12 protein-coding genes are annotated in these 15,800 nt (G+C 69.3%); 6 read left to right on the forward strand and 6 right to left on the reverse strand.

The annotated features are described in order from the left end of the window. The first annotated feature begins 37 nt into the window (after positions 1–37). Together ABDW61_RS15895 and ABDW61_RS15900 are read left to right on the forward strand one after the other, a co-directional pair. The gene (locus tag ABDW61_RS15895) at positions 38–2,746 is read left to right on the forward strand and encodes a TonB-dependent receptor (protein WP_343640001.1); all 2,709 of its coding nucleotides are present in this window, start codon (positions 38–40) and stop codon (positions 2,744–2,746) included. 26 nt (positions 2,747–2,772) lie between these two features. Continuing rightward, the gene (locus ABDW61_RS15900) at positions 2,773–3,486 is read left to right on the forward strand and encodes a family 16 glycosylhydrolase (protein WP_343640002.1); all 714 of its coding nucleotides are present in this window, start codon (positions 2,773–2,775) and stop codon (positions 3,484–3,486) included. On the opposite strand, the gene ABDW61_RS15905 is transcribed toward ABDW61_RS15900, so the two are convergent. Then, positions 3,473–6,514, reverse strand: coding sequence for a two-component regulator propeller domain-containing protein (locus ABDW61_RS15905; RefSeq protein WP_343640004.1), 3,042 nt, complete (start codon positions 6,512–6,514; stop codon positions 3,473–3,475). The two genes, ABDW61_RS15900 and ABDW61_RS15905, sit on opposite strands and share 14 nt — an antisense overlap. Positions 6,515–6,603: 89 nt before the next feature. On the opposite strand from ABDW61_RS15905, the gene ABDW61_RS15910 reads away from it, so the two are divergent. Next, positions 6,604–7,377: a DUF72 domain-containing protein gene (locus ABDW61_RS15910; protein WP_343640006.1), complete on the forward strand. Its 774-nt coding sequence runs from the start codon at positions 6,604–6,606 to the stop codon at positions 7,375–7,377. Between the two features lie 12 nt (positions 7,378–7,389). Here ABDW61_RS15910 and ABDW61_RS15915 read toward each other — a convergent pair whose 3' ends face one another. Continuing rightward, on the reverse strand, positions 7,390–8,025 hold the full coding sequence (locus ABDW61_RS15915) for a hypothetical protein (RefSeq protein WP_343640007.1): 636 nt from the start codon (positions 8,023–8,025) through the stop codon (positions 7,390–7,392). Continuing rightward, positions 8,022–8,633 (reverse strand): hypothetical protein, encoded by a 612-nt coding sequence (locus ABDW61_RS15920; RefSeq protein ID WP_343640008.1) that lies wholly within the window; start codon positions 8,631–8,633, stop codon positions 8,022–8,024. Before ABDW61_RS15920 ends, ABDW61_RS15915 begins: the two co-directional genes overlap by 4 nt. 403 nt (positions 8,634–9,036) lie before the next feature. On the opposite strand from ABDW61_RS15920, the gene ABDW61_RS15925 reads away from it, so the two are divergent. Beyond that, on the forward strand, positions 9,037–10,338 hold the full coding sequence (locus ABDW61_RS15925; protein ID WP_343640009.1) for a right-handed parallel beta-helix repeat-containing protein: 1,302 nt from the start codon (positions 9,037–9,039) through the stop codon (positions 10,336–10,338). Positions 10,339–10,347: 9 nt separating this feature from the next. Here the strand turns inward: ABDW61_RS15925 and ABDW61_RS15930 are convergent, their stop codons facing one another. Together ABDW61_RS15930 and ABDW61_RS15935 are read right to left on the reverse strand one after the other, a co-directional pair. After that, positions 10,348–11,133, reverse strand: a complete 786-nt coding sequence (locus tag ABDW61_RS15930; protein ID WP_343640010.1) for a hypothetical protein — start codon at positions 11,131–11,133, stop codon at positions 10,348–10,350. Between the two features lie 17 nt (positions 11,134–11,150). Continuing rightward, entirely contained in the window at positions 11,151–11,648 is a 498-nt protein-coding gene (locus tag ABDW61_RS15935; RefSeq protein ID WP_343640012.1) for an RNA polymerase sigma factor, read from the reverse strand. 71 nt (positions 11,649–11,719) lie between these two features. Here ABDW61_RS15935 and ABDW61_RS15940 point away from each other — a divergent pair, with 71 nt between their 5' ends. Then, entirely contained in the window at positions 11,720–13,108 is a 1,389-nt protein-coding gene (locus tag ABDW61_RS15940; protein ID WP_343640014.1) for a S8 family serine peptidase, read from the forward strand. Positions 13,109–13,211: 103 nt separating this feature from the next. Next, entirely contained in the window at positions 13,212–13,787 is a 576-nt protein-coding gene (locus ABDW61_RS15945; protein WP_343640016.1) for a hypothetical protein, read from the forward strand. A gap of 54 nt (positions 13,788–13,841) precedes the next feature. On the opposite strand, the gene ABDW61_RS15950 is transcribed toward ABDW61_RS15945, so the two are convergent. Beyond that, complete coding sequence (locus ABDW61_RS15950) at positions 13,842–15,782, reverse strand: LamG-like jellyroll fold domain-containing protein (protein ID WP_343640018.1); 1,941 nt, start codon at positions 15,780–15,782, stop codon at positions 13,842–13,844. Positions 15,783–15,800 lie beyond the last annotated feature (18 nt).

A 15,800-nucleotide genomic window follows, 5' to 3' on the forward strand; every position in this document is an offset into this window, starting at 1 on the left:
CTGATCCACCACCCCTGACTCCCGCCAGAGGACAACAATGACAAAGAGACAAGCCCCCCAACAGCCCGCCACGCCGGCCCATCCCTTCGCCATCCCCCTGGTGATGGCGGCCGCGCTGGCCGTGTGCCATGGCCATGCGATGGCGCAGGCCGCCCCTGACGCCCCGCGCGCCGACGAGAAGCCCGCCGCGAAGGAGCCGCAGCCCGCGGCCGATGCCGGCCGCCTGGAGACCGTCACCGTGACCGCCAACCGGCGGCTGGAGACGGCGCAGAAGGTCTCCGGCGTGGTGCAGTCCGTCAGCGGCGATCAGCTGCGCAAGGACGGCATCACCGAGGTGCGCCAGCTCCAGGCCGCGGTGCCCGGTCTGAGCATCGCCAACCAGGAAGGCAACGTCGAGATCTTCATCCGCGGCGTCGGCTCGGCCAACAACACCGAGCTCGGCGATCCGGGCGCGGCGCCGCATCTGAACGGCGTCTACATCCCGCGTCCGCGGGGGCTCGGGCTGATGTTCTACGACCTGGAGCGGGTCGAGGTGAACAAGGGCCCGCAGGGCACGCTGTATGGCCGCAACGCGCTGGCCGGCACGCTGAACATCATCACCGCGCAGCCGCGCCTGAACCAGTTCTCCGGCTACGCGCAGGCCGAAGTCTCCAATCGCAGCGGCCATGGCGCCGAAGCGGCGGTGAACCTGCCCATCGGCTCCGACGCCGCGATCCGCATCGCCGGCTACCAGAGCACCAAGGACTACGGCTTCACCAACGTGTCGACGGATCCGGTGGCCAGCCAGCTCAAGCCGGCCGGCCAGGAGAACAACCGCGCGCTGCGGCTGTCCGCGCGCTGGGAGCCGATGGAGACGCTGCGCTTCAGCGTCGTGGCCGACACCGGCCGCGAGCGCGGCACCGGCTATCCCGGCGCCAACATCTTCAGCGCGGTGAGCGCCAGCGGCCTGCGCGCGGAGGACCTGGACCTGCGTCATGTGGTCTATCGCGGCGCGCAGGGCGACATGCGCAATGACCTGTGGGGCGTGCTCGGCAAGGTCGAGGCCGACCTCGGGCCGGTCAGCGCCGAGTTCAACGCCAGCCGCCGCTCGGTGGACTTCTGGCAGCGCAATGGCCAGTCCGACGGCATCGACTGGCCCGGCCGCGACCTGACCGCGGTCAACTACGACAACTACTCGACGCAGTACTGGCAGACGCTGTCCAAGAGCAACGTCTATGAACTGGTGCTGCGCTCCAACGACGGCCAGTCGCCGCTGCAATGGACCACCGGGCTCTTCCACTTCAAGGAGAAGCAGGGCGTGGGCTACCTGTCGCTGGCCGATGGCGGCTGCTGCTACTGGGGCAGCGAGTTCACCATGCCCGACGTGCGCGGCAAGTCCACCGCGGCCTATCTGGATGCGACCTACAAGGTCACGCCGGACTGGCGCGCGCTCGCCGGCTTCCGGCGGACCAAGGAGAGCAAGTCGCGCTACGGCATCGGCGGCAACCTGGGCGTGGTGCTGGGCGGCGAGAACTACGACTGCTGCTACGCCACGCGCTGGGGCACGGACGGCTTCCAGCCCGCGCTGCTGTCGCGCCCCAACTTCGACATGAGCCAGATCACGACCGATGCGCAGCGGGCCCAGTTCATCCTCCAGACCTTCCTGGTGCCGGGACGCCGCGACCTGGTCGGCCAGCAGCTCGGACCGGTGGCCGATGGCTCCAACCCCAACGGCGCCTGCATCGACCGGCCCGATGTCAACGGCAATGGCCGCCTGTCCTGCCCGCGCACCAACCCGGCGACGACCAATGGCGGCTTCTCCTACGTGAACTCGTGGGACCTGCCGACCCAGCAGTACGGCAGCAGCAGCGCGCAGTACAACGACTTCCGCGTCGGCGTCGAGCACGACCTGGGCCGCGACGCGATGGTCTACGCGAAGTTCTCGACCGGGCACAAGGCCGGCGGCTTCAACGACACCTTCGCCACCTCGCCGATCCCCGAGGTGTACGGCCCGGAGAAGCTCAGCGTGCTGGAGCTGGGCACGCGCAACGTGATCGAGCTGATGGGCCGCCGCTCGGTGGTCAATCTCTCGGGCTTCTATTACGACTACAAGAACCAGGTCTTCCAGGACCTGAGCTGCATCAAGGTCAACACGCAGGTCACGCCCAACACCTGCAACGGCTACTCGCTGGTGAACCGCAACATCGGCGCGTCGCGGCTGTACGGACTGGAAGGAGAGCTGCGCATGCCGCTGCCGGCCGGCTTCTCCCTGGACCTGAACGCGGTGCTGCTGCAGACGAAGATCCGCAGCGCGGTGGTCGCCGACGCGCGCGCCATCGACTACGGCCAGGGCGGCAAGGCGCCGCAGATCAGCCTGGCGGGCAACCAGCTGCCGCTGGCCTCCAAGGTCAGCGTGTCGGCGCGGCTGCAGCAGGCTTTCGCACTGGGCTCGGGGCGATTCGACTGGCAGGCGCTGCTGAGCTATCGCTCGTCCTACTACCTGACCCAGTACAACGAGCTGGACGTGGTGACCCTGGCGGGCGCCCGCACCAGCGCGCTGGCGGCCGGCTTCCCGGATCGCCAGAAGGGCTTCGCGACGCTGAACCTGGGCGTGGGCTACACGCTCAACCGCTATCGCATCGAGGCCTTCGCGGCCAACGTGACGAATGAGCAGGCCTCGACCAAGGCACTGGTGGGCTCCAGCCTCAATGTGCGCTTCCTCAACGACGCGCGCAGCTACGGCCTGCGGGTGCGCGCGGACTTCTGAGCACCCCAAGCACCAAGGAGACAAGGATGAGATTCGACCTCAAGCGCGCGCTGCGCGCGGCCTGGCTCGTCGGCGCGGCCTGTGCCGCCAGCGCGGGCGCCACGGGCGCCGCCCGGGCGGCCAGCTTCTTCGACGGCTTCGATGGCACCGGCGGCGCCGGGCCGGCGTGGGAGACGGCCACCTGGCACAACGGCGCGCCCTTCGGCTGCGGTTTCGCCTACAGCGAGGTGTGGAAGGACGCCGGCACCATGGTGCTCAACGTCAACGCAGGCACCGGGCGCTGCGGCGAGATCCGCACGCTGCAGAGCTTCACCTACGGCAAGTTCACGACACGCCTGAAGGCCAGCACCTTCGCCGGCGGCAACACCTCGTTCTTCCTCTACACCGGCACGGCGGGCACGGCGAGCCACTTCGAGATCGACATCGAGCTGATCAAGGGCGGCACGGTGCTGCACACCAATGTCTGGAAGGGCGGCGTGCAGAACTACAAGCAGTTCCCGATCGCGACCGGCTGGCAGACGCTGGGCTTCGAATGGCGCGAGAACTTCGTGCGCTGGTTCACCGTCAACGCGCAGGGCGGCGAGACCACGATCCGTCATCAGATCGTGTCCGTCTCCACGCCGATGCGGCTGATGCTGAACCACTGGCGCGGTGACAACAGCCCCGATGCGATCGGCTTCCTCGGGCAGTGGAACGGCGGCGGCGGGCCGGCCCAATACGACTGGGTCAGGGTCGAGTGAGGGCAGGGGGGCGGTGCAGCGGGGCGGTGAATTCGACCACCGTGCCACCGCCCTCGGGGCAGCGCACCGAGAGCTGGCCGCCGACGACCTCGGCGCGCTCGCGCATGCCGCTCAAGCCGAAGTGGCCCTCGCGCTCGCCCCGTCGCAGCACTTCGGGATCGATCCCCTGGCCGTCGTCGCAGATCCGCAGGCACAGCTGCCTCGCGTCGTAGCGCAGCTCGACGTCGATCCGCGTCGCCTGCGCATGGCGGATGGCATTGCGCAGCGCCTCGCCGGAGATGCGCACCGTTTCGTCGCGCAGCAGCGGATGCATCTCCTGCGGCTTGCCTTGCACCTGGACGTTCACCGGTATCGCGCGGCTGCCTTCGCTGGAGAGCTCGCGTGCGAGCGTCCGCAGGGCTTCCGCCAGGCTGTTCGTCTCCAGCGTCGACGCGCGCAATCCCTGCACGGTGTCGCGTCCCTCGGTGATCGCGCCGGCCACCTGGTCGATGGCGGTGTCCAGCACGCGCTTGGATTCGCGCGGGCGATCCGGCAGCAGGTTGGACGCGGCCTGGAACTGCAGCAGCAGCCCATTGAAACGCTGCAGCAAGGTGTCGTGCAGATCGCGCGCGATGCGCGTGCGCTCGGCGACGCGTCCTTCCAGCGTCGCCTCGAACTGGCGATGCAGCCGCCGCACGCGCAGCCGCAGCGCGATCTGGAAGCCGGCCAGGATCAGGCCCGCCAGCACCACCAGACTGCCCACGCGGAACCAGGCCGTCTGGTGGAAGGCGGGGAGGATCGTGAACGCCAGCTGCGCGCCGTCCTCGTTCCAGACGCCGCTGTTGTTGGCGGCCTTCACCTGGAATCGATAGCGGCCCGGCGGCAGGTTGGTGTAGCTGGCCTGGCGCCGGTCGACGGCTTCGCGCCAGTCGCTGTCGTGGCCTTCAAGCCGATAGCGGAAGCGCGTGCGCATCGGGTCCGCCAGGCTCAGCGCGACGAACTCGATCGTCATGTCCCGGACCCGCGGCGGCAACCGAAGCCCCTGCTCGATCGGGTAGCTCTGGTGGTCGGCGGTCAGGCGCTCGATGTGCACGGGCGGCGGCACCGTGTTGGAGGGCATGTTCGCGGGATCCGCCCACAGCAGCTCGGCGCCGGCGATGAACCAGAGCTTGCCATCGGGCTGCCGGGCCACCGGCGGATTGAAGTAGGCGGCCGGGGTGACCTGCAGCGGCACGCCGTCGGACACGCCCCACGAGGCCGGCGTGACGCGGCGGGCCGGGTCGGCGATCCAGGCCGCCAGATCGTCGCGGCCGACGCGCACCAGGCCGCAGGCCGTGTACATCCACAGGTGGCCGTCGCGGTCCAGGGTCGACCAGTGGATCGTCTCGCAGGGCAGGCCGTTGCCCGGCGTGAGCGCCGTGATGCGGCCATCCTTGATCCGGTTGAGGCCTGCGGACCCGGTCGCCACCCAAGCCGCCCCGTCGGCATCAACGCGCAGCCCGGTGACCTGGCCATGTCCCGGCGGGTGCGGGAAGTCGTAGTTCGCCTGGACCTTGCCGTCCTTGACATAGGACACGCCGCTGCCGTCCCAGAAGGACAGCCAGAGGCCGCCGCGATCGGCCACGACGAGCTGCGCCTGCTGCCGGTGCCCCAGCGCGGCCCACGGGATGTTCTCCACGAAGCGGCCTTGATGCAGCCGCGCGAGTCCCTTGTTGCCCGACAGCCAGAGATTGCCCGCCGCGTCTCCGGTGATGGCGTAGATCTCGGTGCTCGGACCGCCGTCGGCGGCGACGAAGCGCTCGTCCGCGAAGTAGGCCAGGCCCCCGGCCGTGCTGACCCAGTGGCGGCCCTGCGCGTCCTGGTACTGGGCATGCACCTGCGCGGAGGGCAAGCCCTGGCCCTCCTTGAAGAGGGACAGGCGCCCGTCCCGCCAGCGCGCCAGGCCGTCGTTCGTGGCCACCCAGAGCGCGCCATCCGCGGTGGCCAGGACGGATCTGGTGACGTCGTCGGGCAGCCCCTGCCGCGTCGACAGCGTGGTGACCGGGAGCTTGCGGAAACGGTCCACGCCCCGTTCGCTGCCGTACCAGACGTTGCCCTCGCGGTCCTCGAACAGGCTGCAGGCGATGTTTCCGGAGAGTCCCTCCGTCCGCGTGAAGCTGTCCGCCTGGCCGTCCTTCACGTGGAGCAGGCCCAGCCCCTCGGTGCCGATCCACAGTCCGCCATCGCGATCGCGCAGCAGCTTGTTGGACTTGATCTCGCGATCGGCCATCCACTCGTCGGGCTTGGACACGCTGCGGAATCGATGGGGCACCCACTGGTCACCGGCCAGTTCCCACAGGCCCTTGGACGTGATGCCGGCCAGCACCTGGCCCTCGGCCGTGGTCGTGAGGTCGCCCACGCGCGCGCCGGGGACGGGATGACGCGCGGGCGTGCCGGGGCCCCAGCGCCAGACGCCGGAGTCCGCTCCCACCCAGAGCTGGCCGGCGCGGTCCTGCGCGAGGCTCCAGACGAAGCCGCCGAAGCCGCCCTCCGGCGCGTCACACTGGATGCGCTTGCCGCGAATGGCGCACAGGCGCCCGGGATCGCCCAGCAGGCCGGCCCAGACGGTGCCGTCACGGTCCTCGAGGAGCGACGTCACGAAGGCCCTGCCGACCTCCGGATGGCGCGCGGTGAACTGGCGTCCATCCCAGCTCGACAGCCCGCTGAAAGTGCCGATCCACAGCGTGCCGTCCCGCGACGCCAGCAGGCTGTACGGCCCGCTCGGCAGCGCCTGTCCGCCGGGCGGCTGCCACGGGGTGAATTGATGTCCGTCGAAGCGGAACAGACCGAGCGATCCAGCGATCCAGAGGTAGCCGTCGGGGGTCTGCGCCATCGCGAACACCAGGCCCAGCGCGGTGCCGTCGCGCGCGGTCCACGACGTGTGCGCGTACTGGGCGATCTGCAGCGGCGGATCGGCCGCCAGGGCAGGGGGCGAGGAGACAAGCGCGGCCCATGCCAGGAACAGTCCGGGCACGAGCATTCGTGGAGAGGGGCCGTGCAATGCGCTCACGCCGAGTCCTTTGCCGCTTGCGACGCGGTGGCAGCGTAGCGCGAAACGGCGCGGGCGGGCCAGGGCATGGCCCTTGCCGCTGGTGGCGCATGTCCAAGCGTGATCACGCCGTCCTCATCGGTACCGCCGCCTGGGGCCTTCCCCGTGACAGCCGCAATGCCTTTCCCGAGGGCGAGAGCCTGCTGGCCCGCTATGCCGGGGTGTTTCCGTGCACCGAGGGCAACTCGACCTTCAGCAAGACCCATCGGCCGGCCACCTTCGAACGCTGGGCGTCCCAGACACCACCGGCGTTCCGCTTCGCGGTGAAGCTGCCCAAGGCGATGACGCACGAGGCGCGGTTGACAGTGCCCGCGCGGGAGATCGGCGCTTTCGTGGCCTCGCTCCAGGGGCTGGGCGATCGGCTGGGCGCGCTGTTGGTGCAACTGCCCCCCTCGCTGGCGCTGGAGCCGCGGGTCGCGCGGGCGTTCTTCCGGGCGCTGCGCAAGGCCTTCGAGGGGCCGATCGTGTGCGAGCCGCGCCATGCTAGCTGGTTCACCGAGGCTGGCAACCGGCTGCTGGTCGAGGAACGCGTGGGCCGGGTCGCCGCCGATCCGGCCAAGCCCGCGGGCGCTGGCGAGCCGGGCGGCTGGCTCGGCGAGCGCGGCGATGGCCGTGGCGCGGCCGTGTACTACCGATGGCATGGCGCGCCACGCCTGTACTGGTCGGCGTATCCGGTGGAATGGCTGCGAGCAAAGGCGGCCGAGCTGCGGCAATGGCCGGCCGGAACACAGGTCTGGTGCATCTTCGACAACACCGCGTCGGGCGCGGCCACGGCCGATGCGCTCACGATGAGGACGCTCCTGGAGGAGGGCGGCGCGGTGTGAAGGCCGCCGCGTCTACCAGACGTGATACATGGCGAACCGGCGCTCTTCCACGTTGGCGCTCCAGCGGCCGTAGCGCGCGTTGCCGTCCCACCAGTAGCGATTGCCGGCCGTGGCGCCGGTGCCCCGGGCGCCGTTGTCGATCCAGCATTCGCCGTGATTGACCCGCCACCAGCCGCCTCGGAAGTCACCGGATTTCCATCGCCGCACGACAACCTGGACCGGCCGGGCGCGCCGGCCGGGCTTGATCTGCTGCGACCAGCCGAAGTGCTCGGTGTAGGCGTCCGAGTACTGGTATTGCCCGCCGATGTTGAACATGTTCAGCGCGGTGCCGATGACGGGCAGATGGTCGAGCGTCATGTCGACGCCCGTGGACCAGTCATAGCCGACGCGGCGGCCCTGCGCCGGCGCGTAGCTGCAGTCCTGGCCGTCCGCGTTGCAACGGAACTCCTCGCCCTTCCCGATCCAGTCCTCCCAGGTGCGGCTGGCCTGCTTCCTGGCGATCCCCCACGAGGTCCGGTCGCCGAGGAACTCCGAGTAGTTGTTGCTCTGCTCCTTCGAGAAGCAGGCGTCGTCCGCGGTGGCGGCCTGCACCGACGACAGCGCCGCGGCGATCACCAGCGCCGGGCGGAAAAGACGGGGCGCCATCATCGGGCGGCCTCCGGATCAGGGACTCCGAAGACGCTCTGGACCGAGTTGCTGTTCGGGGTTTCACCGCGAAGGGCGGCGTCCTGGAACTTCGCTGCCGCGACGGCCGGCGGGTCGATGGGCGTCACGTAGTAGCCGACATCGGCCTTCTGCACGCGGACGGCGGCGACATCGATGCGTGTGCCGACGATGTCACGGAGGATCGCGCCATGCGTCGAGCGGCCGGAACCGTCGCTCGCGGCGTCGAAGACGACCTGCTTGCCCTTGTCGAGGGCGCGCTGGACGAGGGCCAGGGAGGCGTCGCTGCCCTGGTCGGCATCGCCGATGAGGAGCAGCTCGTAGTCGTCCTCCGTGCCGGCCGGCAGGACGGGGATGAGCGCCGAGGCGACGAAGCCCTTCCTCGAGCCCAGGACCAGCATCTTCGGGCGCAGGTCGCTTGCGGCCGGGGCGATGCTGGCGTCGTCGCCGGCCGAGGCCATGGACGCGGCGCCCGGGTGATCCGCGACAGCGTCCACGCCGCCACAGGCGTTCAGGATGACCAGCGCGCAAGCGCCAGCCAGCGCGGTGCCGATACGGAATCGTCCGGCTCGCTTGCTCAATGCGTTGTTCATCTCGGAATCGAATGAATCGGAGCTCGATGGACTGAGCCCGTGGAAGCCGCGGCTGATTCATGGGCGGAGAACCACGCCCCGAGTCGCGAATGCAGTGTAGGAAGCGCGTGGAATCAGGTCCTCACCAAACAATGACCGGCCGTTGAAAAGAGCGATAGGCGCGCCGGCGGTGCGGTCCCGGGCGCCTCGGGCCTCTGGGGCGCCGCTGGCGTCGCAGAGGTCCCGGGGGCCTCGGCTCATCGGCAGCCTGTTATTGCCGCGGTTATCTGCTCGGCGTCCGCACGGCGGGCGGTCATGCAGGGCTCACAGACAGATACTTCGATCTTCTCCCGATCATCACGCCACGGTGAGGACCGCTGACTCGGGCTCCTGTTTAATCGGTGCTCCGCATTGATCTGTCGATATGAAACACAGCAGAATCTTCACGGTGCTGGCGCTGAGTACCGCCATGACCGCCGCTTTTGGTAACACCTATTATGTCGCACCGAATGGAAGTGATACTGCGGCGGGATCTCGCGAGGCGCCATGGGGGTCGATCGCATACGCGCAGAGCAGGGTGCAACCCGGTGACACCGTGTATTTTCGTGGTGGCCTCTATGCTTATCACGGAGGCACCACCTCGTGCCAGGACGCGCACGATACGGTAAGCGGGATCGACCTCGACAAGAGCGGCCGTCCGCAGCAGCCGATCCGTTATTGGGCCTATCCCGGAGAAACCCCGGTTTTCGATTTCGATGGGATTCGGGACAACTGCCGTGTCAAGGGTTTCAACGTGACGGCCGACTGGATTCATCTGAAGGGGCTCGAAGTCACGCGTGTGCGGCAGAACAACAACCTCAACCACGAGTCATGGGGGATCTGGATCCACGGCAGCCACAATATCTTCGAGCGGCTCGACACCCATCACAACATGGGCCCGGGACTCTTCATCAAGGATGGCGGCGACAACCTGGTCCTGAATACCGACTCCCACCACAACTACGATCCGTTCACCTCCAATGGAGCGGGTCAAAGCGCGGATGGCTTCGGCGCCCACATTTCCGCCAACCATCCCGGGAATATCTTCCGGGGCTGCCGCGCCTGGTTGAATTCGGATGATGGCTTCGATCTCATCAACGCCTATTCATCGGTGACGATCGAGAACTCCTGGGCCTGGCTGCAGGGATATGTGCCGGACACCTTGAAACCGGCTCCCTATGGCAACGGCAACGGATTCAAGGCCGGAGGATATGGGGGCGTCTATGTGCCCAACGCGGTAAAGCACACCGTTCGTTTCTCGGTCGCCTTCAACAATCGGGCCTCGGGTTTCTACGCCAATCACCATCCGGTGGCCAATGATTTCTTCAACAACACGAGTTATGGCAACGATGCCGACTTCAATATGTTGGGGATCGATGCGAGCGGCGCGGCGATCAATCTCGGGAATCTGCGCAACAACATCGCCTACACGGGGACGCTGGTGTCGAACGTGTCGGGCGCCAATGAGGCCCACAACTCCTGGAATCTGCGCGAAATCATGTCGGACGCCCAGTTCGAGGATGTCTCCACCACGGGATGGGATGCGCCGCGACAAGCCGACGGCAGCCTGCCGCGGCTCCATCACCTGCATCTGACATCGCACAGCACCTTGATCAACAAGGGCACCGACGTCGGTCTGCCTTACAAGGGGACCGCGCCCGACCTCGGCGCCTTCGAGCGCCATTGAACGGCGAGATCAGCGCGACCATCCGCGCGAGATCGCCACCCGTTCCGCGTCGGGCGACAGCGTGTCGCCTTCGCGCAGGTCGTCGATGTCGTCGAGCAGCGCCTGCGGCCACAGCGAGGCCGCGGTGCGGAACGCGCCGGACGCCGCCGCCGAAGGCGAGCGCGGCGCCACCGCCACGATCTGCCGCACCCGCCACGCGTCGCCGCCGCGGCAGGCCAGCCCGGCGCTGCCTGTGCTGGAGGCGCTGGCGTCGACCAGGAACGCGCGGCAGTACTGTCCGTCGCGCGACAGGAAACTCATGCCCACCCGCGTGGCACCCGGTGTGACGGCGACGCCGGAGACCTGCTCGTCGAGCGCCTGCGCGAGGCTGCCTCGCGCGACCCAGGCGCCATCCGCGGCACGTTCGAGCTCACCGCCAGGCGCGATGCCCTTCGCGCCGATCAACACGCCCAGCGCGAGGCCGGCGGCCATGCCGCCCCAGGCCAGCCAGCCGCCGCGGCGGCGACGCCGTTCAGCGTCGAGGTCGATCGGGGGAGCAGGGATGTCGGGAGCGCCCGCCGGGGCGGCGTCGCGGGGGGAGGGCGCGGCCTGCGGGGCTACTGCTGGCGCGGTGGCGGTGGCCGCGCGAGCCGCGTGCGCGTCGAACAGCGCGCTCAGCCGCTCGGGCACGGGTTCGTCGAGCACGGGGTCGTAGGTCCGCGCGAGCATCGCGCGCAGGCGGCGATCGCCGTCGCACTCGGGATCGGGAGGGAGATCGGGTCGCGAGTCGTCGCGGGAATCGGTGGGGCCGTTCATGTCCTGTCCTTCGCCGCTCAGGCGTCGATGTCGCCGTCGCCCAGCAGCTGCTGCAGCGCTTCCTTGGCTCGCGCGAGCCGGCTGGTGACGGTGCCGATGGGCAGCTCCAGCACCTGCGCCGCGTCCTTGTAGGGCAGGCCCTCCACCAGCACGAGGGCCACCACCAGCCGCTGCTCCTCGGGCAGCCGGGCCATGGCCGCCTCGACCGAGAGCCGCGCGATATGCCGCCCCGTCTCGGACACGCCGACATGCTCGCCCGCCTCCTCGGGCGCGAGCACCTCGGCGCGGCGGCCGCGCGCGCGTTGTTCATCGATCCAGGCGTTCTGCATGATCCGGAACATCCAGCTGTCCAGGCGGGTGCCGGGCTCGTACTGGTCGAGCGCCCGCAACGCGCGTTCCACCGCCACCTGCACGAGGTCGTCCGCATCCTCGCGGTGATGCGTCAGGCTGCGGGCGAAGCGCCGCAACCGGGGCAGCAGCGCGGCCAGGGCGGATTGCAACTCCAATATGCTCATGCGCAGGGATGCCTGATGAGTAGAACGACGGCGGCGCGGATTTTCTTCCGTGTCCCGGACGTTATCCGCCCATGAACCTGAAATTTCTCCTGATCGCCGGCCTGAGCGCGACCTTGCACACGCAGACGCCAGCCTGGGCGCAGGTTCGACTGCCCAGCCTGCCGAACCTGCCCGGTGGCGTGCAATTGCCGCATGGCGACTTGCTGCGCCGCGATGAGAGCCTGCTCACGTCCACCAGCCAACTGCTGGCGCCGGCGGATCCGCTGCGCTGGCGCGAGCGTCTGGGCGATCAACTGCTGAGGCGCTTTCCCGATCAACTGCAGCGCAGCGCGGCCGGGGAGCTCGTGTTCAGCGGCGAGGTGCTGGCGCTGCCGTCGTCCGACGCGGCGCGGCGGCGCCTGCTGGAGGACGAGGGGCTGAGGCTCGTCGAGGCATCCACGCTCGAAGGCCTGGATGTGGCCTGGCTGCGCCTGCGCGCGACGTCGACGACGACGTCGACGACGTCGCCGGCCGCGCTCGCGGCGCTGATCGCGCGCCTGAAGGCCCAGGACCCGGAGGGCGCCTACGACTATCACCACATCTATCTGGACGCTGGCGATGTGGGCTCGGGCGTCGTCGGCGCGACCAGCGCGACCAGCGCGACCAGCGGGACCGCGGGCGCGAGCGCAGCGGGCGCCCGCGCCGCCGCGGGTGGTTCCCGGCTCGGCATGATCGACAGCGGCGTCGACACCGCGCATCCCGCCTTGCAGCGGTCGACGGTGACGCGGCGCGGTTGCGCGGGGCAGACCAGACCCGCCGCGCACGGCACGGCGGTGGCGTCGCTGCTGGTGGGCGACTCGGACGTCGGCTTCCACGGCGCGCTGCCGCGGGCGCGGCTCTTCGCCATGGACGTCTTTTGCGAAGGCAGCGCGCAGCCGGGCGGCGGCGTGGCAGCCATCGCCGAGGGCCTCGCCTGGCTGGCGCGCGAGCGGGTGGGCGTGGTCAACATCAGTTTGGTCGGACCGCCCAACGCCTTGTTGCGGCGCGTGGTCGAGGCCGCGCAGGCGCAGGGGCTGCTGATCGTCGCGCCGGTTGGCAACGACGGACCGGCCGCGCCGCCGCTGTATCCGGCCGCGTGGCCCGGCGTGATCGGCGTGACGGCGGTCGATGCGCGCCGGCGGGTCCTCGCGGAGGCGGGGCGCGGCGCGCAGGTCGCCCTGGCGGCGCCGGGCGCGGACATGGTCGCCGCGCAAGCCGGCTCGCGGGCGTATGCGCCCGTGCGCGGCACCTCCTTCGCGTCGCCGCTGGTGGCGGGGCTGCTCGCCGCACGCCTGCCGTCGCCCGATCGGGCAGCGGCCTCGTCAGCGTTCAATGCGCTCGCGCGCGAGGCGATGGATCTGGGCGCGCCGGGGCGCGACGAGGTCTACGGCATGGGCCTCGTGGGCGCGTCGTTGCGCGTGAGCGCGAGCGATCTGCGCTGATAACCACTCGTTGCAACTGGCTGGGAAGAAGTGCCGGGGCCATGACGTTGTCCCTTTGCAGGCCACGGAACGGTTCCAGTGGCTCTCGAACAAGGAGATCGACATGAACGCAACTTCCAAGCATCCGCAAAGTCTGTGGCCCGTGGTGGCAGGCACGCTGGTGGCGGTGCTCGCCGCGATGGCCCAGCCGGCGCACGCCGGCCTGCTGGGCGGTGGGGGCGGGCTGTCCGGCGGCGCAAGCGGCCATGTGGGCGGCACCCTGGGTGGCAACCTCGGTGGATTGGCTCAGCGGCCCGACCTGAGCCGCGGCCGCGACGCGCTGGAGGGCACGCGCGATCGCGCGGACCAGGCCACCGGCAAGTTGAGCGATCGCGCGCAGCAGGCCGGCGGCAAGCTCAAGGGCGGGGCGGATCAAGCGACCGGTCAGATCACGGACCGCGCTCGGGAGGGCTTGGCCTCCGCGCCCACCGTGAGCGCATCGCCCAGCCCTTCGACGGGTTCGACGACGCCACCGCAAGCAACGCCACCGCAAGCGACACCGTCCCAGCGCGCGCAGGGCGGCGGCAGCGTGAACGCCACCGGGTCGTCGCAGGCCCAACGCGACACGCGCGGTGTGAACGCGCAGGGTGGGGTGAGCGTGGAGGCCAAGGGACAGGCATCCAAGCCGCCGGGTCAGTGATCGTGTGATCGCACGGGGCGGGGGGATCCCAACAAGCGGCAGATCGGGCGGCGCTCAGCGGGCGAGGTCCGCGATGGCGGCGGGCGTCAGGGCGCCGCTGTAGATCCGGAAGTCCTGCATCCGTCCCTTGAAGAACGGATCGCCCCCGTACTGCGAGCGTCCCAGCCAGTTGCGCGTCGTGTAGCCGAACTGGTAGGGGGCCATCCAGATCTCCGGACTGCTTGCGACCGCGACGCCGTCGACGTAAAGCGTGCCGACCGTGCCGGAGAGCGTGACGGCCACATGGGTCCAGCGACCGTTGGGCGGGTTGGGCGCCGCCAAGGGCGAGGGCATCCAGAACTGATTGCGCGTGGACATGAGGCGCATCAGGCTGGGGACGGGGGGGCGTGTCGACTCCCGCGGAGTGAGCGCCATGTAGGACACGTCGTTGGAGCCGAAATCGAAGAAGCGCGAACTGGGGCCGGTGTTGTCGCAGTAGACCCACATCGCCACCGTGTAGTCGCCCAATGCCGACACCACGCCATCGACCAGGCGCACATGCGCACGGCGGCCGTCGAACACCACGCAGCTGGAGCCGTTGCGCCCCGCGCCCCAGGTCGCGCCTTCCATGAGCACGCCATATCGGCCGTTGCCGCTGACGTCGTCGGTAGTGCCGTCGAGCGGCAGGTGGAGCCACAGCTCGCCGGGCACCGCCACGCGAACGGTGTCCGTTCCGATACGGTCGCCCAGGCTGGTGACGGCGCTGACGCGGTAGTACCAGGTGCCGGGGCCTGGCGCGTCGGTGCAGGTGCGCGGGTCGCTGACGCGCGCAACGGTGGTGAAGGCGCCGCCGGAGACACTCGCCCGCTGCACCAGGTACTCCGTCGCATCGGCGCTGCCCCACCACGACATCAGCACCTTGCCTTCATAGAGGACGGCGCTCAGGCCGCTAGGCCGGGCAGGGGGGCCGGCGTCACGGTAGTAGAGCAGCGACCCCAGGCCTGGCGAGTCCCCGCCGTCCACGCGTTCGGGACGTTGCTTGCTCACCATCTTGAGGGTCCAAGGGGCCGAGAGGCCTTTGCGTCCGACGTAATGGTTGAGGATGAGTTCCCAGCAGGGGCGGGAGTTCTCCCCGCCGGACACCGTGGTGCTGGAACCGTGGACCCCGGTATACGGGGTGAAGGGCATCGGATACGCGATGTAGTCGGGCGGCGGTCCCACCAGGGTGTTCGTCTTCGCGACGTACTCCGCGCCGGCCAGGAGGCGGTTGTTCCAGAGCCCGTAGAGGTCGTCGCCCTGGTTCCAGGCCATCTCGCACAGCATGCCGGCCAGCGCGATGCCCAGGGTCGAATGTCCTTGGTCGCGGTGGCTTTCCTGCCATTGGCCGAGGTAGCCGGGATGCACGTAGTAGACGTTGTTGCCATGCGAGCCGCAGCCGCGGCCGTTCCTGTAATAGTTGCTGGCTTCAGCGACGATGTCCGGCCGGTCGCAGAACACGCCGATGGCATACATGCTGCACAGGTTCGCCAGGTCCCAGTTGGCCCAGTAGTGCGTGACCTTTCTGATCTCGGTGCCGTTGTGGTCGGTGAGGAACGCGTGGCACTCCGGATAGAACACGTTGAGCAGCATGGTCTGGAACCGGGCGACGTCCTCCTTCGCCCAACCCGGATACGTGCGCATGACCTCGGCCGCGTTGGCCCATTGGTTGCCGTAAAGGCCAGACGCCAGGTAACGATTGGAATCGCCGCCCAGTCGTTTCAAGGTCGACGACCACGCGTTGAGGAACTTCACCGCGTCTTTCGCATAGGCCTCGTCGCCTGTGATCTTCCAGCGCAGGGCCAGGTGGTACGCGCGCATCATGTCGGTGACCATCACCCAGTAGTTCTCGTCACTCCCGCCGCGACTCACGACTTCCAGCGGGTAGGGCTTCGCGCCCAGATCGGAACGACGCGCGGCAAGCAGCAGGTTCCAACTGCCGAGCCAAGGCTGACGGCCGGCAGTGACCTGATCTCGCATGCGCTGAAGGTCCGTCTG

This window comes from Roseateles sp. (genome assembly GCF_039595595.1).
Classification (GTDB): Bacteria; Pseudomonadota; Gammaproteobacteria; order Burkholderiales; family Burkholderiaceae_C; genus Roseateles.